This is a genomic window from Aureimonas ureilytica (genome assembly GCF_001475935.1).
Taxonomy (GTDB): Bacteria; Pseudomonadota; Alphaproteobacteria; order Rhizobiales; family Rhizobiaceae; genus Aureimonas; species Aureimonas ureilytica_A.
Window position 1 is genome coordinate 1 of the sequence record NZ_LDQA01000022.1, and the last position, 20,451, is coordinate 20,451.

Annotated in this window: 18 protein-coding genes; 10 read left to right on the forward strand and 8 right to left on the reverse strand. The window is 66.3% G+C overall.

Features of this window, described 5'->3' with window-relative positions:
- Positions 1-300: 300 nt before the first annotated feature.
- Complete coding sequence (locus NS365_RS09705) at positions 301-726, reverse strand: BA14K family protein (RefSeq protein ID WP_058600091.1); 426 nt, start codon at positions 724-726, stop codon at positions 301-303.
- Positions 727-942: 216 nt separating this feature from the next.
- Here NS365_RS09705 and NS365_RS09710 point away from each other — a divergent pair, with 216 nt between their 5' ends.
- Positions 943-2,184: a putative DNA modification/repair radical SAM protein gene (locus NS365_RS09710; RefSeq protein ID WP_058600092.1), complete on the forward strand. Its 1,242-nt coding sequence runs from the start codon at positions 943-945 to the stop codon at positions 2,182-2,184.
- Positions 2,185-2,431: 247 nt separating this feature from the next.
- Positions 2,432-2,815 carry a helix-turn-helix domain-containing protein gene (locus NS365_RS09715; RefSeq protein ID WP_192843428.1) on the forward strand — a complete coding sequence of 128 codons (384 nt, stop codon included), beginning with the start codon at positions 2,432-2,434 and terminating at the stop codon, positions 2,813-2,815.
- A gap of 82 nt (positions 2,816-2,897) precedes the next feature.
- On the opposite strand, the gene NS365_RS09720 is transcribed toward NS365_RS09715, so the two are convergent.
- Positions 2,898-4,064: a M20 aminoacylase family protein gene (locus NS365_RS09720; RefSeq protein WP_058600094.1), complete on the reverse strand. Its 1,167-nt coding sequence runs from the start codon at positions 4,062-4,064 to the stop codon at positions 2,898-2,900.
- A gap of 140 nt (positions 4,065-4,204) precedes the next feature.
- Here NS365_RS09720 and NS365_RS09725 point away from each other — a divergent pair, with 140 nt between their 5' ends.
- Together NS365_RS09725 and NS365_RS09730 are read left to right on the forward strand one after the other, a co-directional pair.
- Positions 4,205-5,410, forward strand: a complete 1,206-nt coding sequence (locus NS365_RS09725; protein ID WP_058600095.1) for a D-alanyl-D-alanine carboxypeptidase family protein — start codon at positions 4,205-4,207, stop codon at positions 5,408-5,410.
- A complete protein-coding gene (locus NS365_RS09730) occupies positions 5,407-6,552 on the forward strand; it encodes a CobW family GTP-binding protein (RefSeq protein ID WP_058600096.1) in 1,146 nt (381 codons plus the stop codon). The genes NS365_RS09725 and NS365_RS09730 overlap by 4 nt, the downstream gene beginning before the upstream one ends.
- Here NS365_RS09730 and NS365_RS09735 read toward each other — a convergent pair.
- On the reverse strand, positions 6,549-6,788 hold the full coding sequence (locus NS365_RS09735; protein ID WP_058600097.1) for a sulfurtransferase TusA family protein: 240 nt from the start codon (positions 6,786-6,788) through the stop codon (positions 6,549-6,551). The genes NS365_RS09730 and NS365_RS09735 overlap by 4 nt on opposite strands.
- Before the next feature lie 79 nt (positions 6,789-6,867).
- Between NS365_RS09735 and NS365_RS09740 the strand changes: the two genes are divergently transcribed.
- Together NS365_RS09740 and NS365_RS09745 are read left to right on the forward strand one after the other, a co-directional pair.
- Positions 6,868-7,416, forward strand: a complete 549-nt coding sequence (locus NS365_RS09740; protein ID WP_058600276.1) for a DUF924 family protein — start codon at positions 6,868-6,870, stop codon at positions 7,414-7,416.
- A 158-nt stretch (positions 7,417-7,574) separates the two neighbouring features.
- On the forward strand, positions 7,575-8,858 hold the full coding sequence (locus NS365_RS09745) for a GNAT family N-acetyltransferase (RefSeq protein ID WP_058600098.1): 1,284 nt from the start codon (positions 7,575-7,577) through the stop codon (positions 8,856-8,858).
- A 126-nt stretch (positions 8,859-8,984) separates the two neighbouring features.
- Here NS365_RS09745 and NS365_RS09750 read toward each other — a convergent pair whose 3' ends face one another.
- Together NS365_RS09750 and NS365_RS09755 are read right to left on the reverse strand one after the other, a co-directional pair.
- A complete protein-coding gene (locus NS365_RS09750; RefSeq protein ID WP_058600099.1) occupies positions 8,985-9,854 on the reverse strand; it encodes an N-acetylmuramic acid 6-phosphate etherase in 870 nt (289 codons plus the stop codon).
- Between the two features lie 123 nt (positions 9,855-9,977).
- Positions 9,978-12,032, reverse strand: coding sequence for a hybrid sensor histidine kinase/response regulator (locus tag NS365_RS09755; RefSeq protein WP_058600100.1), 2,055 nt, complete (start codon positions 12,030-12,032; stop codon positions 9,978-9,980).
- 259 nt (positions 12,033-12,291) lie between these two features.
- Here NS365_RS09755 and NS365_RS09760 point away from each other — a divergent pair, with 259 nt between their 5' ends.
- Entirely contained in the window at positions 12,292-13,473 is a 1,182-nt protein-coding gene (locus tag NS365_RS09760; RefSeq protein ID WP_058600101.1) for an acyltransferase family protein, read from the forward strand.
- Here the strand turns inward: NS365_RS09760 and NS365_RS09765 are convergent.
- Positions 13,470-14,192 (reverse strand): FadR/GntR family transcriptional regulator, encoded by a 723-nt coding sequence (locus tag NS365_RS09765; RefSeq protein WP_058600277.1) that lies wholly within the window; start codon positions 14,190-14,192, stop codon positions 13,470-13,472. The two genes, NS365_RS09760 and NS365_RS09765, sit on opposite strands and share 4 nt — an antisense overlap.
- Positions 14,193-14,324: 132 nt before the next feature.
- Between NS365_RS09765 and uxuA the strand changes: the two genes are divergently transcribed.
- The 3 genes from uxuA (at position 14,325) to NS365_RS09780 (ending at position 17,682) form a co-directional block, all read left to right on the forward strand.
- A complete protein-coding gene (gene uxuA, locus NS365_RS09770) occupies positions 14,325-15,515 on the forward strand; it encodes a mannonate dehydratase (protein ID WP_058600278.1) in 1,191 nt (396 codons plus the stop codon).
- A gap of 159 nt (positions 15,516-15,674) precedes the next feature.
- On the forward strand, positions 15,675-16,211 hold the full coding sequence (locus tag NS365_RS09775) for a peroxiredoxin (protein WP_058600102.1): 537 nt from the start codon (positions 15,675-15,677) through the stop codon (positions 16,209-16,211).
- A 40-nt stretch (positions 16,212-16,251) separates the two neighbouring features.
- Positions 16,252-17,682, forward strand: coding sequence for an aldehyde dehydrogenase family protein (locus NS365_RS09780; protein WP_058600103.1), 1,431 nt, complete (start codon positions 16,252-16,254; stop codon positions 17,680-17,682).
- Positions 17,683-17,684: 2 nt separating this feature from the next.
- On the opposite strand, the gene NS365_RS09785 is transcribed toward NS365_RS09780, so the two are convergent.
- Together NS365_RS09785 and NS365_RS09790 are read right to left on the reverse strand one after the other, a co-directional pair.
- Positions 17,685-18,569 carry a 1-acyl-sn-glycerol-3-phosphate acyltransferase gene (locus NS365_RS09785; RefSeq protein ID WP_244498412.1) on the reverse strand — a complete coding sequence of 295 codons (885 nt, stop codon included), beginning with the start codon at positions 18,567-18,569 and terminating at the stop codon, positions 17,685-17,687.
- A 96-nt stretch (positions 18,570-18,665) separates the two neighbouring features.
- Positions 18,666-20,042: an aspartate aminotransferase family protein gene (locus tag NS365_RS09790; protein ID WP_058600105.1), complete on the reverse strand. Its 1,377-nt coding sequence runs from the start codon at positions 20,040-20,042 to the stop codon at positions 18,666-18,668.
- Positions 20,043-20,451: the final 409 nt, after the last annotated feature.

Genomic DNA, 20,451 nt, shown 5'->3' on the forward strand with positions numbered 1-20,451 from the left:
GTTGATATAGCCCGGCCCGTTGTCCCAAGCCTGGGCCTGCGCGGTGCCGAGGCTGGTGGCCAAGGTGCAGGCGGTAAGAACGGCAAGAAGAATGCGCATAATGGCGAACTCCAGAGCGACGGATGCGCCGCCCTTCAGGCTCCCCGGAGTCTCCGGGATGGCGAAGCGGCTGTCTTGCCATCCTGTGTAGCGTCCGCATCCTGAACGACGGCTGAATATCGCTTTTTCATTTGTTCGCGTCCTGGCAAAAGAAAAGGGGCCGGCGCGCGCCGACCCCTTCCTGTCCAAGATTTCATTCGCTCAGAGGCGGCAGATACGACGCTCGCCCGCGCTGTTGGCGACATAGGTGTTGGTGCGCGGATCGTAGGTCTTGTATCGCGCGGCGCAACGGGCAACCTGATCGCGCGTGACCACAGCGCCGCGATTGGCGCTGCCGACGGCGGCACCGGCCGCCGCGCCCGCCGCGAAGCCGAAGATGGCGGCGGCCGTGTTGTCGCGACGGTCGCGGTAATTGTCACGGTACCAGCGATTGTAGCGACGGTCGTCCCAGCGGCGGTAATCGCGGCGGTATTCCCGGCAATCGCGGGCGCCAGGGTTGCGGGCGCAGAAGCGCTCGACGAAGCGCTGGCGCTCGCGGAAGCTCTGAGCCTCGGCGGGGGCGGAGAAAGTCACACTTCCAGTTCCCAGAACCACGATGGCCATGAGGGCCTGTGCGAATCGACGCATACAACAAGTCTCCCATTAAACATGCCAGCCGAACGGCGGGTCAGACCGGGCGAACGCTTGATGCGAAACAACCGTTCCAACGGGCGATGGAATGGAAGTTAGACTTACGGTTATGAACCTCGCCTGAACGGTCTGCGACCCCGCGTCACAGCGCGCCGCGGTGGAAAGTCGGGAGATCGGCTGGCTGGAACAGAGCGGGAACGCTATATCGTTTCGATGGCCAAGATGAGTGTAATGGACAAGCTTGCGATCCTCAGCGACGCGGCGAAATACGATGCATCCTGCGCGTCCAGCGGTTCGACCCGGCGCGACTCGCTGAAATCCGGCGGGATCGGCTCGACCGAAGGCTCAGGGATCTGCCACGCCTATGCGCCGGACGGGCGATGCATATCGCTCCTGAAAATCCTCATGACGAATTTTTGCATCTACGATTGCGTCTACTGCGTGAACCGCTCGTCCTCCAATGTCGCGCGCGCTCGCTTCACGGTGGAAGAGGTGGTCAGTCTCACCATGTCTTTCTATCGGCGCAACTATATCGAAGGCCTGTTTCTCTCCTCCGGCATCATCCGCAACTCCGACCACACGATGGAGGAGATGGTGCGCATCGCGCGCAAACTGCGCATGGAAGAGAATTTCGCAGGCTATATTCATCTGAAGACCATCCCGGACGCGTCTCCCAAGCTGGTCGAAGAGGCCGGCCTCTTCGCCGACCGCCTGTCGATCAATATCGAACTGCCGACCGATGTGGCCCTAGAGAGCTTCGCTCCCGAGAAGAAGCCGCGCGACATCCGTCGCTCCATGGGCCATCTCCGTCTCAAGATCGACGAGGCCAAGGGTGAGAAGGGCGACCGGATCAAACCGCCCCGTTTCGCGCCGGGCGGCCAATCGACGCAGATGATCGTCGGTGCCGATGGGGCGGATGACGAGGCGATCCTGACGCGCTCGGAAAATCTTTACGGGAACTATCGGCTGCGCCGTGTCTACTACTCCGCTTTCTCACCAATCCCCGATTCGTCCAGCCGCCTGCCACTGTCGAAGCCGCCCCTGATGCGGGAGCATCGCCTTTATCAGGCCGACTGGCTGATGCGCTTCTATGGGTTCGAGCGGGACGAGATCGTCTCGGGCGGCGAGGGCGGTATGCTCGATCTCCAGATCGATCCGAAGCTCGCCTGGGCGCTCAAGAACCGCGACCGTTTCCCGGTGGACGTGAACCGAGCCGAGCGGGAAATGCTGCTGCGCGTGCCCGGTCTTGGAACATGCTCGGTCGATGCGATCATCTCCTCGCGCCGCCACCGGCAACTTCGGCTGGATGACCTGGCGCGGTTGTCACGCTCGGTCGCGAAGTTCCGCCCCTTCGTGTCGGCGCTCGACTGGCATCCTGGCGGACGCCTCGATGACGACAAACTCCGTAGCCGTATGACCACATCGCCCTTGCCACGACAACTCTCGCTTTTTTGAAGCTTCCGGTTATCACGAAGCGATTAAGTATCTTTACGCTACGGCAGTCGTTTTGGCGCGCAAGGGTTGCAAAATCCTCGGTTTTGATCACAAATTCGTCAAGCTTACGGGACGAATGGGTTGGGTAGATTCGACGTGGGAAGGCAAATACGGCATAGGGGAGTGGAATGCCGTCTCTGTCCTCTGACCAGCAGGCTGCCCGCATATCGTGCAAGGCGTTCGAGGTTGGAGTAAAATGATGGTCGATATGCAATCTGGAGTTACCGAGTTGAAGGCCGAACGCGATCCGATCGATGTGCAAGTGGGAGCGCGCCTCCGGTTGATACGGACGTCGCGTCGCGTCTCGCTGGAAGAGCTGGGCCGACGCATCGGCGTCACCTATCAACAGATCCAGAAATATGAGACCGGCGCCAACCGCATCAGCGCGAGCACGCTCTACCGCATCGCCAAGGCCTTCGAGACCAGCCCGATGTTCTTCTTCGAAGGCTTGGACGAGACCGAGGTCTCGCGCCCCGTGGCCAGCCGCGAGACGCTGCAATCCTCCATCGCGCTCGGCCGTATCCCGGATATCGAAGTGCGCCATCGTCTGCGCGCGCTGATCGAGGCGCTGGACCCCGAAGGCGGTCGCTGATCGCCTGAACGCTCCCTTCATTCATCAAAAAGCCGGCTATCGAGCCGGCTTTTTCGTGGGCGCATGTCTTGTCGGCGCGGCGTCAGGCCGGGAGCGGCAGCGCCTTCTGCGTGAGCGCCACCCAATAGGCCGCGCCGAAGGGCAGGGCCGCGTCGGCAAAATCGTAGCGGGGATGATGCAGCCCGGCGCTTGGCCCATTGCCGATGAAGACGAAAGCGCCCGGCCGCTGTTCCAGCATGAAGGAAAAGTCCTCGCCCCCCATCAGCGGCGCGACAGCCCGATTGACGGCTGCTTCTCCCACCAGTTCGGCGGCCACATCTGCGCAGAACGCCGCCTTGGCGGCGTCGTTCACGGTCACCGGATAGTTCGGCGAGTAGATGTTTTCGGCCGTGAGGCCATGGGCCATGGCGATGCCGTCCGCGATCTCGCGAATGCGGGCCCAGGCGAAATCGCGCGTGTCCGTCATCAGCGAGCGCACCGTGCCCGAGACGCTGGCGCTTTCGGGAATGACGTTGTGCGCGAAGCCCGCGTGGAACTGCGTCACCGACACGACCAGCGAATCGAGGGGGTCGGTGTTGCGAGAGACGATCTGTTGCAGGGCCTGAACCAGCGCCGAGCCGGCGAGGATCGGATCGAGGGTCTGGTGCGGAATGGCGGCGTGGCCGCCGCGCCCATGGAGCTTGACGCAGAACTCGTCGGTCGCGGCCATGATCGGGCCGGGGCGCATGGCGAACTGCCCGACCGGCAGGCCCGGCAGATTGTGCATCCCATAGACCTCGTCGATCGCGAAGCGCTCCAGAAGCCCGTCCTCGATCATGGCGCGCGCGCCCGCGCCCCCTTCCTCGGCCGGCTGAAACACGAAGACGACCGTGCCGGCGAAGCGCCGCGCGGCGCATAGTTCGCGCGCCGCGCCGAGCAGCATGGTCATATGCCCGTCATGCCCGCAGGCATGCATGGCGCCTGCGCGCACCGAGGCGTAGGGAACGCCGCTTTCCTCCTCAATGGGCAGCGCGTCCATATCGGCGCGCAGCGCAATGGTGCGGCCCGGCGCGCTGCCATGCGCGATGCCGACGACGCCGGTGCGCCCGATGCCCGTCACCACCTCGTCACAGCCGAACTCGCGCAGTTTCTGCGCCACGAAGGCGGCCGTGTCATAGACCTCGTAGAGAAGTTCGGGCATGGCGTGGAGCGTCTGCCGCCAGATGGCGAGATCGGAGGCGGCGTGGCGGAGGCTCTGCGAAACGGGCATGGGAAGTTCCGGGGGATGCCATAGAATGGCGACAAATGAACCTTCTTAAAACGTTCGACCTATCCTGCCATGAGTCGGGTGCAGGTGCGAAGGGGTTCGAAGGCTCCGTTTCGCAGGTTCAGCGGAAAGAGAGGACGAGGATGCGGGCCAAGGCTCAGCTGCGGAGTTTCGTTCTGGCCGCCCTGATGGCGGCCGCGCCGTTTGCCGGGGCAGCCGAAGCAGCCAATTCGATCGCCATCGACGTGGCGACGGGCAAGGTCCTGTCGCAGAGCAATGCCACGCAGCGTTGGTACCCGGCCTCCACCACCAAGCTGATGACAGCCTATGTCGCGCTGAAGGCGCTGGAAGAGGGCACCGTCCAGCTCGACACGCCCATCGTCATGACGCGCGACGCCGCGCGCCAGGCTCCGTCGAAGATGGGTTTCCCGCCGGGCTCCGTCATGCGCCTCGACACCGCGCTGCGCATGATGCTGGTGAAGTCGGCCAACGACGTGGCCTATGCGATCGCCCAGTCCTTGGGCGGCGGCTCGGCCGAAGTGTTCGTGGGCGCGATGAACCGCGCCGCCGCCGACCTTGGGATGCAGGACACGCATTTCATCAACCCGAACGGCCTGCCGGGCGACGGTCAATATTCCAGCGCCAAGGATCTTGGCATTCTGGGCGTTGCGATCCGCCGGCAGTTTCCCGCCTTCACAGACTATTTCTCGACCGAAGCCATCTCGTCCGGCCAAGCTCTGATCAAGAACGGCAACGGGCTTCTGGGGCGCTACAAGGGCGCGGACGGCATGAAGACCGGCTATATCTGCGCGTCCGGCTTCAACCTTGTCGCCTCCGCCACGCGCGACAACCGCACCATCGTCGCTGTGGTGGTGGGCGCGGAGGGCCCGATCGTTCGCGAGCGGCTCGCCGCCGAGGTGATCGAGAACGGCTTCAACACCAATCCGCGCTCCATCCGCGAGACGGTGGAGGATCTGCCGCATTCCGAGGGTCCGCCGGCCGACATCAGCGCCGCCGTCTGCTCGGCCGCCGGTCGCACGCAGCGCGCCAACGAGCGCGAAAGCGAGGAAACGCGGACCGAGACCTTCGGCTCGCCCTATATGACCGAGATGACACGGCCGCCGGCCACCGTGCCGGTCGCGCTCGGCGGCGCAGCGGCGGGGCGTGGCTTTGACGCCGGCATCTCGATGATCGCGGCCTATGGCATCCCGATTCCGACGCCGCGCCCGACACAGGCGAGCGAAGCAGCGGGAACCGACGAAACGCGCGCGCTCGATGCGCGCCGGGCGGAGGCACGGCCGGGCGCCGACATCCTCGGAGATCGCGTGACGGCGGAGCGCACCCGATGAGCGCCTTCTCACCCTCGGCCCCCGTTCCCGTCACGGTGCTGACGGGGTTTCTGGGCGCGGGCAAGACCAGCTTTCTGAACCGCCTGCTGCGCGCGCCGGAAGCGCGCGACACGGCCGTGATCGTCAACGAGTTCGGCGAAGTCGGTATCGACCATCTTCTGGTCGAGACAGCGCGCGACGGCGTGATCGAGCTGGCCGATGGCTGCATCTGCTGCACCGTGCGCGGCGATCTGGTGGACACGCTGGCCGAGCTGGTGGACAGGGTTCAGACGGGACGCCTCGCCCCCTTCCGCCGCATCGTCATCGAGACGACGGGGCTCGCCGACCCGACGCCGATCCTCGCCATGCTCATGGCCCATCCCGTTCTGCTCCAGCATTTCGCGTTGGACGGCGTGGTGACGCTGGTGGACGCCGTGACCGGGCGGGCCTCTCTCGCCGAGCGCGTGGAAGCGCGCCGCCAAGTCGCCTGCGCCGATCGCCTTCTCGTCACGAAGACCGATCTGGTGCCCGACTGGGCGGGCCTTGAGGCGGAGCTTCGGATGCTGAACCCGCGCGCGCCGATCCGCGACGCGGCTCTTTCGAGCGTGGGCGAAGCCTTCGGCTGCGGCTTGATCGACCCCGAGACGCGCAAGGCCGATCTGGCGCGCTGGATGGGCGAGGGCGAGCACGATCATCATCACGGCGACCATCATCATGATCACGAATGTGGCCACACGCATGGCGGGTCTTGCGACCATCCGAGCCACGCCCGGCCCCATGCCCATGGCGGCGTCGCCTCCTTCTCGCTGACGCATGACGCGCCGATCGCCTCCTCCGATCTCGAAGCCTTTCTCGACCTTCTCTTCATGCGCCAGGGCGACAAGCTCCTGCGCATGAAGGCCGTGGTTCGCCTGCGCGAGGACGAAGCGCGCCCGCTCGTGCTGCATGGCGTGCGGACCTATCTTCATCCGCCCGTGCGTCTGCCCGCTTGGCCGGACGGCGAGCCGCCGCGCTCGCGCCTCGTCCTGATCGGGGATGGGCTGGACGAGCGGCTGGTGCGCGATCTCTTCGCCGCCTTCTCCGGTGCGCCGCGCATCGACGCGCCGGACCGCGCCGCGCTTCTGGAGAACCCGTTGTCGCTCGGGCCGGGCTCCTACCGCTAGGCGGGCGCGGCACTCTTGCGGATATGAAAGCGCCAGCCGCCGCCGGCAAGGGGCTCTGGCGACGCGCCTTCATGGTCTTCGCTCCGGCAAAGATGCGCCAGATCGAGCGGGGCCAGCGGATCGTCGGCCAAGACGATGAGCGTCGCGCCGGGCCGTAGCGCGGCCAGCGCCTTGCGGCTGCGCAAGACGGGCAGGGGGCATTTGAGGCCGCGAAGATCGAGCACCTCCTCGGCCATTCCCTCGTTGTTCGGCGAGGCAGCGTTCCTATCTAAGCGTGAAGACGGCATCTTCCCCTCAACCTCCGAAGCGATCTTGATGAGCGATTATTCGATCGACCCGCAGACCATCGTCGATTTCTGGCGCGACCTCGGCCCCGAGCGCTGGTTCGCGCGCGACGACGAGCTGGACGCGACGATCGCCCAGCGCTTCGGCGATGTCTATGAGCGCGCCGCCGCGGGTGAGCTGGACGGCTGGGCCGAGGAGCCGAACGGCGCGCTCGCGCTCGTTCTGATCTTGGATCAATTCCCGCGCAACATGTTTCGCGGCACGCCGCGCGCCTTCGAGACGGATGCCAAGGCCCTGCAACTGGCCAAGGCCGCGCTCGCGCGGGGCGATCACTATCATGTGGGCGAGGATGTGAATCAGTTCTTCGCCTTGCCGCTCATGCATTCGGAGAATCTGGAGGATCAGGAGGCCTGCGTGCGCTGGATGGGCGAAATCGGGGAAGAGAACGTGCCCTATGCCGAGGAGCATCGGGACATCGTTGCGCGCTTTGGACGTTTCCCGCATCGTAATACCATTCTGGGTCGTGCGACGACATCGGAAGAACAGGCGTTTCTGGAAGGCGGCGGCTTCTCCGGTTAGATTTTGTTTGGCTCGCTATCTATTGCGTTTTGTTGCAAACGGGATTTGATAAAGGTCACTTTAATATTGGCGGCTTAGGCTGGGACGCAACATTCCCTTTCGGCAGGGGCGGCGTGCGCTAGGGCGAGCGCTTCCTGCCCAGGTTGGGTTGACGCGACTTGGAAACATCATCGTCCTTCGCCTCCGGAGCGGAACTTGCGACAAGGAGCCTGAAACGGCCGAACTGGTTCTCGCGCACGAGGCCGGCGGAGGGCGATCCCGTTCGTCTTGATGGCTCTCGTTGGATTTCCATCTACGAACCCCATGCCGCCTTTTCTCTACTGGACGAGCTGCAGCATCTGAGCCGCCGCGCGATCGAGCCCAACGTGTTTTTCGATCCGCGCTTCCTGATCCCGGCCATGCCCCGACTGGAGGACAAGTCGGTTCGCCTTCTGGTGGCGCGGGACGAGGCGGAGGGGCGCAGCCGTCTGCGCTTCTTCATGCCTTTCTCGGTGGAGGTGACGGCACCTCTCGCCCGTCGCAAGGCTGTGCGCGCCTGGACGCATCCTTTCGGCCGGCTCGGCACCCTGCCGCTGGATACCGACGATCCGGCCGCGACGGCCGCCAGCCTGTTCGACGCGCTGCAGACGAGCGTGCGGGGGCTGCCGCCTATTCTCGTCCTGCCGGACCTGCCGCTCGACGGGCCGCTGACGGCGGTTCTGAAGGACGCGGCCCGTGAACGCGGGCTTTCGGTCGGCTGGGCGGATCGAACCCACCGCGCCTGTCTCGACGCGTCGACGGGCGATGCCACGGGTGCCCTGCGCCTCGCGCTCGGCGGCAAGCGGTTTCGCGATCACCGCCGCCGCCTGCGCCTTCTGGAACAGGCGGGGAGCGTGCAGTTCGAAGTCGCGCGAAGCGATGGCGACCTGCGCAATGCCTTCGAAGACTTCCTTTATCTGGAAGCGGCCGGCTGGAAGGGCCGCGCCGGCAGCGCCCTGTTGCAGGATCGGCACCGCGCGGCCTTCGCGCGCGAGGCGATGAGCAGTCTGTCGGCGCAGGGCGATGCGCGCATCTACGCGCTGCGGCAGGGCGGCGAAGTCGTGGCGAGCTTCGTGGTTCTCCTGTCGAACGGGGCGGGCGTTGCCTGGAAGACCGCCTATGACGAGCGATTGGCTTCCCTGCGCCCCGGCGCGCTTGTGGCGGCGCTCGCGACCGAGGCAATGATCGACGACCCCGCGATCCGCTTCGTGGACAGTTGCGCCGTGCCCGACCACGCCATCCTGAACGCGCTGTGGACTGGTCGCATGGAACTCGGAACCATGGTCGTCGCTCTGGACCGCGCCGCCAATGGCGATGTGCCTCTGATCGTGGAGGATATCGACCGCCGACGCCGCGCGCTCGAAGGGCAGTGGAAGCGGCGCTCCCGAATGCAGGCGCTGATGCGTCGCATCATGCCGGATTGACGCCTGCCGATGGGGCAGGCGCCGACAGCCGCTTGGCCTCTCCATCGCAAACAATCGGATTCCGTGTCGCGAGGGGCGGGTCGGGCGAACCGTGCCGCCCCTCGCGACCTCGGCGGTTTGAGAGGCCTATTCCTGCAAATTGTCGGCCTCGGCCCGCAGGATCGCCTCGCGAATGCGCCCGCCCGTGGCGTCCAGCGCTTCGCGCGCGCGATCGAGGCCGCAGCCCGCGACATCGGCCACCATGCGCTCTGCCCGCGCCCGCAGCTTGTCGTTGGTCGGGCGCATCTCCACCATTCGGCCGCGAAACACCTTGCCGAGGCGAATCATCACCGCCGTCGACAGGAGATTGAGCGCGATCTTCTGCGCCGTGCCGGCCGCCATGCGGGTGGAGCCGGCCAGCACCTCCGGCCCTGTGCGCAGGAGAATACCGATCTCGGCCGCCCGCAGGAGCGGGCCGCTCGGCTCGTTGGCGAAGGCGATGGTCAGGGCACCGCGCTCGCGCGCCTTGGCGATACAGGCCAGGGTGAAGGGCGTGCGCCCGCTGGCGGCAACGCCGATCACCACGTCGCGCCCGCAAAGCCCGGCCTCCGCGATCATCGCGGCAGCGGACGCTTCGTCGTCCTCCGCGCCTTCGCGCGCCAGCGCAAGGCTGGTGACGCCGCCCGCCAGAAGAAACACCGCGCGCTCCGGCGGCCAATCGAAGGTCGGGCCAAGCTCCACGCCGTCCTGCAAGGCCAGACGGCCGGACGTGCCCGCGCCGCAATAGACGACGCGGGACTCGCGGTCTCGGCCAAGCCGCGCGGCGACGGCATCGGCGGCCCGCTCGATGTCGGGCAGCGCGGCCGCGACCGACGCCAGCGCCTTGGTATGGCCGCCCAGCAGGACCTCCAGAAGCGCCGATGTCGGGCGCGTTTCGAGATCGCTGAAACGGGGGTCCGCACGCTCCGTTTCGGGAAGCGAGGGATCGGAAAGCGGGGGCGTGGCAGGCAGCGTCATGACCTCATCCGGCTGGTCCAGATATCCTGCCGGTAAATCGCCGAACGAGGGGAAAGAGTTCCCCGCGTCCGACCCGTCGCAAAGCATCGCGCTTGTGGAGCGGGCGCGGGGAGTCCAGCTCCGTCAGCCGTCCGCGATCATGCGTTCGATCCGGTTCGTCAGAACGGCGATGTCGAAGGGCTTGGTGACGACCTGCATCCCCGGCTCGAGGTGGCCGTGGCTCAGAACCGCGCTTTCGGCATAGCCGGTGACGAAGAGAACCTTGAGCTGGGGGCGCAGCGCTCTGGCGGCGTCCGCCACCTGCCGACCGTTCATGCCGTTGGGCAGGCCGACATCGGTGATCAGAAGGTCGATGCGCGCGTCGGACGCGATCACCTTCATGCCCTGCGGCCCGTCGCCCGCTTCGATCGTGGTGTAGCCGAGGTCTTCCAGGACATCGACCACCAGCATCCGCACGATGGGCTCGTCATCGATCACGAGAACCGTCGTGCCGGCTTCCGCCCGGCCGGTGGCCTCGAGTTGGACATTGGCTTCAGGCTGCGCGGCGTCGGCATCGTGACGTGGCAGATGGATGCAGACGCGCGTCCCTTGGCCCGGCACCGAATCGATCCGCACCTGCCCGCCGGATTGACGCGCGAACCCGTAGATCATCGACAGGCCGAGGCCCGTGCCGACGCCGATCGGCTTGGTGGTGAAGAACGGATCGAAGGCCCGCTCGATCACGTCGGCCGTCATGCCCGTGCCGGTGTCGGACACGCAAAGCGAGACATATTCGCCGGGCTCCAGATCGCGCTCGCGCGCGGCCCGCTCGTCCATATGGCAATTGTCGGTCTCGATCGTGATCTGCCCGCCATCGGGCATGGCGTCCCGCGCATTGATACACAGGTTCAGGAGGGCGTTTTCGAGCTGGTTGGAATCCACGAAGGTCGGCCAGAGATCGGCCTGCGCTTCGGTGGCCACGCGGATATGAGGTCCGACCGTTCGGCGGATCAGCTCTTCCATGTCGCTGACCAGACGATTGACGTCGGTCGGCTTGGGATCGAGCGTCTGGCGCCGGGAGAAGGCGAGCAGGCGATGCGTCAACGCGGCGGCGCGCTTGGCCGCCCCTTGCGCGCCCGTGATGTAGCGCTCCAGATCGTTCAGTCGCCCTTGCGCCACACGCGTCTGAAGCATTTCCAGCGAGCCCGTGATGCCGGCCAGGAGATTGTTGAAATCGTGGGCGAGCCCGCCGGTAAGCTGGCCGACAGCCTCCATCTTGTGGGACTGGCGCAAAGCATCCTCGGCCCGTTCGCGCTCGGCGATGGCATCGGCCATGCGCGTTTCGAGAAGCTCGTTCAGCGCCTGGTTCTGGCGCTCCACCGCCTTGCGCTCGGTGATGTCGAGGGCCGTGCTGACGAGGCCGACAACCGCGCCCATCTCGTCGCGCAGGGGGGCCTTGGTAGAGAGCCAGACACTAGGCGTCCCGTCCGGCCGGCGGATCTCTTCTTCGGTTTCCTCGCGCTCGCCCCGCTCCATCACGCCCTGGTCGGTGGCGCGCAGGCGCGCGGCCATCGCCTGATCGTCGAAATATTCGAACTCGTTGCGGCCGAGATAGGCGTCCGGCGCTTTGCCGATCAGTTCGGTCGTGCCGCGATTGGCCATCAGGATGCGGCCGTCCCGATCCTTGGCATAGACGACGCCGGGCACCGCTTCGATGAAGCTGCGCAGCAGCGCGGTGGCGCGGTCGCGCTCGGCCTCCAGCGCGCGGCGTCCTTCGATGTCGAGGAGCACGCCGGGAAAGCGCAGCGGCGTTCCATCGGGCGCCCGGTCCACCCGGCCGTTCGCCTCGATCCAGTAATAGCGGCCGTCCATGCGGCGCACGCGATATTGATGCGCATAGGCCCCGCCACGGGCGATCACATCCTCGATCGCGACGATCACGCCCGGCTTGTCCTCGGGATGAACGGTCTCGATGACCTGCTGGAGGCTGAGGCCCTGACGTCCGCGCGAAGGGTCGATGCCGAAGGCCTGTGCGAACTGCTCGTCGATCGTGAAGCGATCGCTCGGCAGGTCCCAGAACCATGTGCCGATGATGGCACCCGCCGCGAGCGCGAGCTGAACGCGCTCGGCATCTTCGGTTTCGCCGGGATTGGTGTCGAGGCGGCGCCTGTCGCGCGCGTCGCCATCAAGGACGCTCATCGTGCCATTGTCCTGTCGAGTGTCCTGTCGAGCCTTTCCGTGTGGCGCGACCGTCTGCCATGTTTAATAGGAGCGTTAGGCACCAAAGCAAGTTTGTGGCGCAGAGGCGGCGAGGTCGTGCACGGCGCCCCCCGGCTTGACCCTTTCACCCGCTTCTGTCTGTTGAATGGGTGAAACAACGCCCCGTCCAGCCTCGGAGGGGGCCAGCGCGCTGCGTCCCGACGTCCGAGCGCTTGCATCGCGCGCGAGAAGGAAAGCCATGGCAGAGACGAGTTCGGCCTTGCCCATCCGCCCTCCAGTGCTTGCCCATCCGCCGCGCCGGCGGCTGGAGGAACTGGACGGTCTGCGAGGCATCCTGGCGCTGTTCGTCGTCGTCTATCATCTCCGGGAACCGCTCGGGGTCATATCCGGCCCTTTGACCCGCGCCCTGCCGATCGTGGGGGAGGGCTGGTTCGCCGTCGACGTGTTCTTCGTGATGAGCGGCTTCGTCATGGCCTATGTCTATGGCTCCACCTTCGCCCGGAAGGTGACGTGGGCGGAGTACCGGGCCTTCTTCGTCGCCCGCATCGCCCGGCTTTATCCCGTCCACCTCGCCGCCCTGCTGGTGCTGGCGATCGTCTTCGTCCCGCGGCTCTATGGCACGCCCGAGGTCATGGACGAGGCGGGACGGTTTTCCTGGCAGTCGGGCCTCGCCTCGCTTCTGATGCTGCATTCGCCTTGGATCGATCATCGAAGCTGGAACTTCCCCTCCTGGTCGATCTCGGCGGAATGGCACGCCTATGTGCTGTTTCCGTTTCTGGTCGGGCCAGTCCTGCGCAGGAAAGCGATGTGGCTCACGATCCTCGTGGCGCTCTGCGTCGGCGGCGTGTTCGCGCTCTATTGGGCCGATCTGCCGCCGGATCGCTATCCGACCAATGGTCTGGTGGTCCTGGCGCGCGTTCTGCCGCTGTTTCTAGCGGGCGTGGCGCTCTATCCCCTCCATCAAACCTTTGGGGAACGGTTCGCCCATCCCGCGTTGGCCTTGATGCTGGCAGGCCTCGTTCTCGCCCTTCTGAACGTTCCTGATCTCGCGCCTGTGGTGGTCTTTCTGATCCCGCTTCTGACGCTCGCCGTTCTCAACGCGCCTGTGCTGCAAGGCCCTCTCAGCTCCGCACCGGCGCGCTTTCTCGGCTCGATTTCCTATAGTCTTTATATGACCCATGCCTTGGTCATGCTGCTGGGCTATCCGCTCGTATGGTACGGGGCGCGCCTGTTTTGGAGCGAGGCGGCCGCGCACGCCAGCGCGCCGTTCCAGTGGGGCGTTCTCGCCGCCTCGATCCTCACGTCCATCGTTCTGGGAACGCTGGTCTGGCGCTTCATCGAAGTGCCCGCCCGCTCGCGCGTCGCGCGGCTTCTGGCGCCGGGCGGCCCCGCGCGCGAGGCGAGGTCTGCCCGAGCCTAATCGGTCTCTCGCGGCCCCGGCACGAAGCGCAGCCCGTAGTCGAGATGGCGGCTCATGAGATAGGCATAGGCGAGGCGGTCGCCGGCCCGCAGCGCCGCCACGATCTCCCGATGGGTCTCGTGCGTGTTGGCTTGAACCGGGCGCGCGTCCTTGCCGACCCGCATCAGGTCTTCGATCACAGGGCGCAGGAAGCGGAAGGTGGTAAGCGTCGTACGGTTGGCCCCCAGCGCGATCAGCGCCTCGTGAAAGGCATAGTCCGCCTGCGCCCGCGCCGTGCTGGTCTCTGCCTTCAGAATCCGGTCGTTGACGCGATCCAGCGCATCGAAATCCGCAGGCTCGGCGCGCTTCAGGATGTCCTCGCCGATCCCGATCTCGATCAGCCGGCGAAAGCCCTGCACATCGCGAAACTCGCCCGGCGAGATGCCGTCATGGAAGGAGAAGAGCCGGCGCAGCGCCTCGCCATGGCCGCTCGCCAGAACAGCGCCGACCTTGGGCCGCGTTTCCACCAGACCATAGGCGCGCAGCACCACCAAGGCTTCGCGCACCGTATTGCGCGACGCCCCGAACATCTCGCCGAGTTCCCGCTCGGTCGGCAGCGCATCGCCGACCCGAAGGCTGCGCCGCGCGAACATCTCGCGCAAATCCTCCACCAGCCGATCCACCGCCGAGAGGCGCGGCTCGCCCTCCGAAGGGCTCGTCTCGGATTTGGAATCGGTCATGGCGATCTCTTGTTGGTCCACAATGGCAAAAAGGGACGTCCACTTCGCTTCGGAACGACAACCTCTTGTCAAGGCGCATGATCTGGTCCAACAAATAGCGAGTCAAGAGAGGGCTCGATCATGTTGCCGATGATGAAGGAATGTTTTCGCTGGTACGGTCCGTCGGACCCCGTGCCGCTCGCCCATATCGCGCAGGCCGGCGCGACGGGCATCGTCTCGGCGCTGCACGGCATCTATGACGGCTCGCCCTGGCCCGAAGACGCGCTCTTGAAGCATAAGGCCACGATCGAGGCGGCCGGGCTGGAATGGTCGGTGGTGGAAAGCATCCCTGTCCACAATTCGATCAAGATCGGCGCGCCCGAGCGCGACCGCTATATCGGCTGGTACAAGGATTCGCTGCGGGCCGTGGCGCGGGCCGGCGTCTCTACCGTCTGCTACAATTTCATGCCCGTTCTCGACTGGACACGCACCGAGCTGAAACATCCCATGCCGAACGGCGCGCTGGCGCTGCGCTTCGACGCGGTGGATTTCGCGGCCTATGACGTCTTCATCCTGAAGCGGCCGGGCGCGGAAGGCGACTATGCGCCCGAGCGCGTGCGCGAGGCCGAGGCGCGCATGGCCGACATGACCGAGGAGCGCGCCGCGCGCATCGAGCGCAATCTGATCGCCGGCCTGCCCGCCAGCGAGCGCCAGTATGACCGCGTGCTGCTCCTCAAGGCGCTGGCCGACTATGACGGGCTGACGGCCGACGATCTGCACGAGCATCTCGCCCATTTCCTGCGCGAGATCACGCCGGTGGCGGCCGAGTGCGGATTGCGTCTCTGCATTCACCCGGACGATCCGGCCTTCTCGCTCTTCGGTCTGCCGCGCATCGTCTCGACCACCGCCGATGCCCGCCGCATCCTCGCGGCCGCCGACCATGAGGCGAACGGGCTGACCTTCTGCGTCGGCTCCTATGGCACGCGCGAGGAAAACGACCTGCCGGCCATGGTGCGCGAGTTCGGGCCGCGCATCCACTTCGCGCATCTGCGCAATGTGACGCGCGAGCCGGACGGCTCCTTCCATGAGGCCGACCATCTCGGCGGCTCCAGCGACATGCCGGCCGTCATCATCGCGCTTTTGGACGAGCAGGCGCGGCGCGTGGCCGAGGGGCGGGCCGACTGGCAGATTCCGCTGCGGCCCGACCACGGCCATCTCATGGCTGACGATCTCGACAAGGAGCGCATCAACCCCGGCTATTCCCTTATCGGCCGTCTGCGCGGTCTTGCGGAGATTCGCGGTGTGATGCAGGGCGTGGCGACGGAGCGGCGCCTTCGCGCCTGATCCTTGCGCCGGACACGCTGACGGAACGAGGCTCGCCGCCGCCGCGCGGTGGGCCTTTTTCGTGGGCTGGGAAACACGGCCAAGCCTTGCCTCGCCCGGTCCGCCGGCCCAGAATCCACTTTGGCGGCACTGGCCGCTTCCGAGTCGAGGGGAGAGGCGATGCAGCCCGACCGTGTTCCCGATGTGACCTTCCGCACGCGCGTGCGCAACGACGCGCTGGGCGGACCGAACCCGTTCGAGTGGAAGTCGCTGACGAGCGCCGATGTCTTTTCGGGCAAGCGCATCGTGCTGTTTGCCGTGCCCGGCGCCTTCACACCCGCTTGCTCGGAGACCCATCTGCCGGGCTTCGAAGCGCATTATGACGAGTTTCGGGCGCTCGGCGTCGATCAGGTCGTCTGTCTGTCGGTGAACGACGCTTTCGTGCTCTTTCAGTGGGCCAAGGCCAGCGGCGTGGAGAAGGTCTTCATGCTGCCCGATGGCAATGGCGATTTCACGCGCCGCATGGGACTTCTCGTTCAGCGCACACAGACCGGCATGGGCCTTCGCAGCTGGCGCTATTCCATGCTCGTGGAAGATGGTGCGATCGTGAAGATGTTCCTCGAGCCGGGGGTGCGCGACGAGCCCGAGGGCGTCGGCGTCAAGGTCTCGGACGCCGGCACCATGCTGGCCTTCCTGCGCCAGCGCCCATCCGCCTGACCTCTGTTTCAGACCCTATCGCATCGGCAGGAGAATGCCCGTGAGCCACGCCTTGCAATTCTATATCGACGGCGCCTGGGTGGACCCGGCTGAACTGAAGCGCCTCGCCGTCATCGATCCCTCGACGGAGGAGCCTTGCGGCGAGATCGCAATCGGCTCGGCCGAAGACGTGGACAAGGCGGTGGCGGCCGCGCGGCGCGCCTTCGAAAGCTTCTCGCTCACCAGCCGGGAGGAGAGGCTGGCACTCCTGCGCCGGCTTCAGACGATCTACGAGCGGCGGCTGGACGAACTCGGCGCGGTGATCAGCCGCGAGATGGGCGCGCCGCTCCCTTTCGCGCGCGAATGGCAGGCCGGCATTGGCCTGCGCCATCTCAAGAAGGCGATCGAGACGCTGGAGACGTTCCGCTTCGAGGAACCGCGCGGCACGACCATGGTGTTCAAGGAGCCGATCGGCGTCGTCGGCATGATCACGCCCTGGAACTGGCCGATGAACCAGATCATGGCCAAGGTCGCGCCGGCACTGGCGACCGGCTGCACCATGGTTCTGAAACCCTCCGAGATCGCACCGCTGAGTGCCATCCTCTTCGCCGAGATGATGGATGAGGCGGGCGTGCCGGCGGGTGTGTTCAACCTCGTCAATGGCGACGGACCTGGCGTCGGCGAGGCGATCTCGCGCCATCCGGGCATCGACATGGTGTCCTTCACCGGCTCGACCCGCGCCGGCATTCTCGTTGCCAAAGGCGCGGCGGACACGATCAAGCGCGTGCATCAGGAACTCGGCGGCAAGTCCGCCAATATCCTTCTGCCCGATGTCGATCTGGAAGCGGCGGTGACCAAGGGCGTGCAGGGTTGCTTCGGAAACTCGGGCCAGAGCTGCAATGCGCCGACGCGCATGTTCGTGCCCGCCGATCGGCACGACGAAGCGGCCGAGATCGCCGCGCGCGCAGCCTCCGCCTTCAAGACCGGCCCGGCGGATGCGGACGGGGTGCATCTCGGTCCGGTCGTCAGCCAGATGCAATATGACAAGATCCAGCGCCTGATCGAGACCGGTATCGCGGAGGGAGCCAGCCTCGTCGCGGGCGGGCTCGGGCGGCCGGATGGCATGAACCGGGGCTATTTCGTCCAGCCCACGGTCTTTGCGCATGTCACGCCCGACATGACGATCGCGCGGGAGGAAATCTTCGGCCCGGTCCTGTCGATCCTCTCCTATGAAAGCGAGGAGGATGCGATCCGCCTCGCCAACGACACGGTCTATGGGCTCGCCGCCTATATCCAGTCGGGCGATCCGGCCCGCGCGCGCCGCGTCGCCTCGCGGATGCGGGCCGGCAGCGTCTATCTGGACTATCCCGCCTGGGATCCCGGCGCGCCCTTCGGCGGCTACAAACAGTCCGGCAACGGGCGCGAATATGCCGATTTCGGGCTGGAGGAGTTTCTGGAGATCAAGGGCGTGGTCGGCTACGGCGCGGCCTGAGGTCAGGCCGCGCGCCGCTTGAGCGCGAGGGCGAGCGCCCGGCGGAAACCCGCCGGGCGGCTCGGCTCGGCCGGCGCGAGCTGGAAGACGGAGCGGCGCAGCGCATCGGTCAGTTCGCGCCCCTCTGGCGCAGCCTCGAAGCGGATCGGCGCGCCGACGCGCATGGTGATGCCGCGTCCATAAAGGCGGCGGAACGCGCCGATCAGGAGGCCATAGCGCAGCGTCTGCGAGAAGGGGCTGACGAAGTGGAAAAGAGGGCCGTTCTGCCCTTCCACATGAACCGGCAGGACGGTGGCCCGGCCCATACGCGCCAGCCGGGCGGCGAAGGGCTTCCACGGCAGATCTTCGGCGCGACCAAAGGTCTTGGGCGCGGTGGCGACGCCGCCGGCCGGGAAGATGATGATCGTGACACCTTGCCCGAGCAGGCGCATGGCCTCGCGCCGCGTCTGAAGGTTCAGCGCCTGCGCCTCCCGCGTCTCCTCGAAGGAGATGGGAAGGCCGAACTCGGCCAGTTCCTCGATGCGCATGAGATCGTTGCTGACGAGAATGCGGAACGGGCGGCCGAGCCGTTCGGCCAGCGCCAGAAGCGCCGCGCCGTCCCCGATGCCGAACGGATGGTTGGCGAGGATCACGAGCGGCTCGCCAGGCGCGATGGCCGGCGGCCAGGTCCCGGATATGTCGAGGTGAATGCGCATGAGGGCCAGCATGGCCTGAAAGCGCGAGGCGGGTTCGCGTCGGGCGCTCTCGCGCCAGAGCGCGTAGAGCCGCGCCAGCTTCCGCCGCCCGGCCGCCTGTTCCATGGAGCGGATCACCAGACGCCGGGCGAGGCGATCATGCGGGCGGGCATAGCTCAGTTCGGGAAACAGCATCGGCAGGCCACGAGACATCCGGGACAGAGTCCCCTGACTTAGCCCGGCCGCCTGACGGCCCGATGACAGAGCCGGCGAGGGGAAGAGCTCCCGCTCGCCGGCCCTTTCGAAGCGTCAGCCGAACACGGCTGTGAGCGCGCCGTCGATGGCGGCGGTGATGGCGTCGATCTCGGCGGCGCTGACCACCAGCGCCGGGGCAAGGCAGAGCGTGTTGTTGAGGCCGGGGATCGAGCGGTTCGACGCGCCGATCATCACGCCGCGCGCGCCCGCTTCCGCGATCACGCGCGCCACGCTCTTCTCGTCCACCGGCTCCTTGGTCGCGCGATCCTTCACCAGCTCCGCGCCTTGGAACAGGCCGAGCCCGCGCACATCCCCGATGACCGCGTGCTTGTCTTTCAGCGCCAGGAGGTTGGCCCGCAGCCGCGCGCCCATGGCGAGGCAATTGTCGAGCAGCCCCTCGTCCTCGATGATGCGCATGTTTTCCAGCGCCGCCGTCGGACCCGCCGTGCAGCCTCCGAAGGTCGAGATGTCCCGGAAATGGGCCATCGGATCGGCATCGTCCTTGAACTTCTCGAACACGGCCTCCGTCGTCACCGTGCAGGAGATCGCCGCGTAGCCCGACGCCACGCCCTTCGCCATGGTCACGAAATCGGGCTGGACGCCGAAATTCTGGTAGCCGAACCAGGTGCCCGTGCGCCCGAGGCCACAGACCACCTCGTCTATATGGAGAAGGATGTCGTACTTGCGGCAGATCTCCTGAACGCGCGGCCAGTAGCCTTCGGGCGGCACGATGACGCCGCCGCCCGCGGTCACGGGTTCGAGGCACAGAAGGCCGATCGTGTCCGGCCCCTCGCGCAGGATCACCTCCTCGATCGCGTCGGCCGCGCGCTCGCCATAGTTCTCGACATCCCACTGCTTGCGGTATTCGAGGCAGTGCGGAACCATGACGAAGCCGTCCGGGTAGGGTCCGTACATGGCGGCGCGCTGCAGCTGGCCGGAGGCGGCGAGCGTGCCGATCGTGGTGCCGTGATAGTCGCGCTCGCGGCAGAGGATCTTCCATTTCTTGCCGCCGTTATGGCGCTCGGCGATCTGCCGGACCATCTTGAAGACCTTCTCGTTGGCCTCCGAGCCGGAATTGTTGAAGTAGACGCGCGACAGGCCGGGCATCTTCTCCAGAAGCTTCTGCGCGAAAAGCGAGCCGGGAATGGAGCCGGCGGACTGGGCGAAATAGTTCAGCTTGACGAGCTGGTCGCGCACGGCGTCCGCGATGGAGGTTCGGCCATAGCCGACATTGACGGTCCAGACGCCGCCCGACAGCGCGTCGAGATATTCGCGCCCCGCCGCGTCCCAGACCTTGAGCCCCTTGCCCTCCACGATGATGCGCGGATCGTTGGTTTCCAGCGGCTTGTGCTGGAGCATGTGGTGCCAGACATGTCGGCGGTCCGCCTCGATGATCGGGCGAAGATCGTTGGGGTGGGGAGCGATGTTCATGGACGAGGCCCTTTCGGACGGTTCTCTGGAAAAGTCGGGGGCGGTGAGCCGCTACGAGGGGCGGAGAGAGGTTTGACGCGAAACGGATAGTCCGAGAGGCGATCGGGTATTTTGGGGACTGTCCTCTCGCATCCGACACTCGACCTGCCGGCGATCTCGGCCCGCCGGTTTGCCGGCCCGAACGCCCACGGGTTCTAGCCACCACCTCAGCCGCATAAAAGGGATCGTAAAGGGTGCCGACAACCTCGGCAATGGCGACATCGGGTCTTCCGCCGGGATGATCCGGGCGGGGCGCGCATCCATTAAGAGGCGGATGGCGAGTGGGGGCAAACGGCTCGGTCGATGCTATGCGTCAGGGCCGGGACGCGCGGACACCGACCCGGCGAGCCCGTAGCCCCCGGATCGGCTC

Bases quoted from the DNA above. Each gene is read 5' to 3' on its own strand.
- NS365_RS09705 (WP_058600091.1), bottom strand. From the start codon at position 726: ATGCGTCGATTCGCACAGGCCCTCATGGCCATCGTGGTTCTGGGAACT.
- NS365_RS09710 (WP_058600092.1), top strand. From the start codon at position 943: ATGGCCAAGATGAGTGTAATGGACAAGCTTGCGATCCTCAGCGACGCG.
- NS365_RS09715 (WP_192843428.1), top strand. From the start codon at position 2,432: ATGCAATCTGGAGTTACCGAGTTGAAGGCCGAACGCGATCCGATCGAT.
- NS365_RS09720 (WP_058600094.1), bottom strand. From the start codon at position 4,064: ATGCCCGTTTCGCAGAGCCTCCGCCACGCCGCCTCCGATCTCGCCATC.
- NS365_RS09725 (WP_058600095.1), top strand. From the start codon at position 4,205: ATGCGGGCCAAGGCTCAGCTGCGGAGTTTCGTTCTGGCCGCCCTGATG.
- NS365_RS09730 (WP_058600096.1), top strand. From the start codon at position 5,407: ATGAGCGCCTTCTCACCCTCGGCCCCCGTTCCCGTCACGGTGCTGACG.
- NS365_RS09735 (WP_058600097.1), bottom strand. From the start codon at position 6,788: ATGGCCGAGGAGGTGCTCGATCTTCGCGGCCTCAAATGCCCCCTGCCC.
- NS365_RS09740 (WP_058600276.1), top strand. From the start codon at position 6,868: ATGAGCGATTATTCGATCGACCCGCAGACCATCGTCGATTTCTGGCGC.
- NS365_RS09750 (WP_058600099.1), bottom strand. From the start codon at position 9,854: ATGACGCTGCCTGCCACGCCCCCGCTTTCCGATCCCTCGCTTCCCGAA.
- NS365_RS09755 (WP_058600100.1), bottom strand. From the start codon at position 12,032: ATGAGCGTCCTTGATGGCGACGCGCGCGACAGGCGCCGCCTCGACACC.
- NS365_RS09760 (WP_058600101.1), top strand. From the start codon at position 12,292: ATGGCAGAGACGAGTTCGGCCTTGCCCATCCGCCCTCCAGTGCTTGCC.
- NS365_RS09765 (WP_058600277.1), bottom strand. From the start codon at position 14,192: ATGACCGATTCCAAATCCGAGACGAGCCCTTCGGAGGGCGAGCCGCGC.
- uxuA (WP_058600278.1), top strand. From the start codon at position 14,325: ATGAAGGAATGTTTTCGCTGGTACGGTCCGTCGGACCCCGTGCCGCTC.
- NS365_RS09775 (WP_058600102.1), top strand. From the start codon at position 15,675: ATGCAGCCCGACCGTGTTCCCGATGTGACCTTCCGCACGCGCGTGCGC.
- NS365_RS09785 (WP_244498412.1), bottom strand. From the start codon at position 18,569: ATGTCTCGTGGCCTGCCGATGCTGTTTCCCGAACTGAGCTATGCCCGC.
- NS365_RS09790 (WP_058600105.1), bottom strand. From the start codon at position 20,042: ATGAACATCGCTCCCCACCCCAACGATCTTCGCCCGATCATCGAGGCG.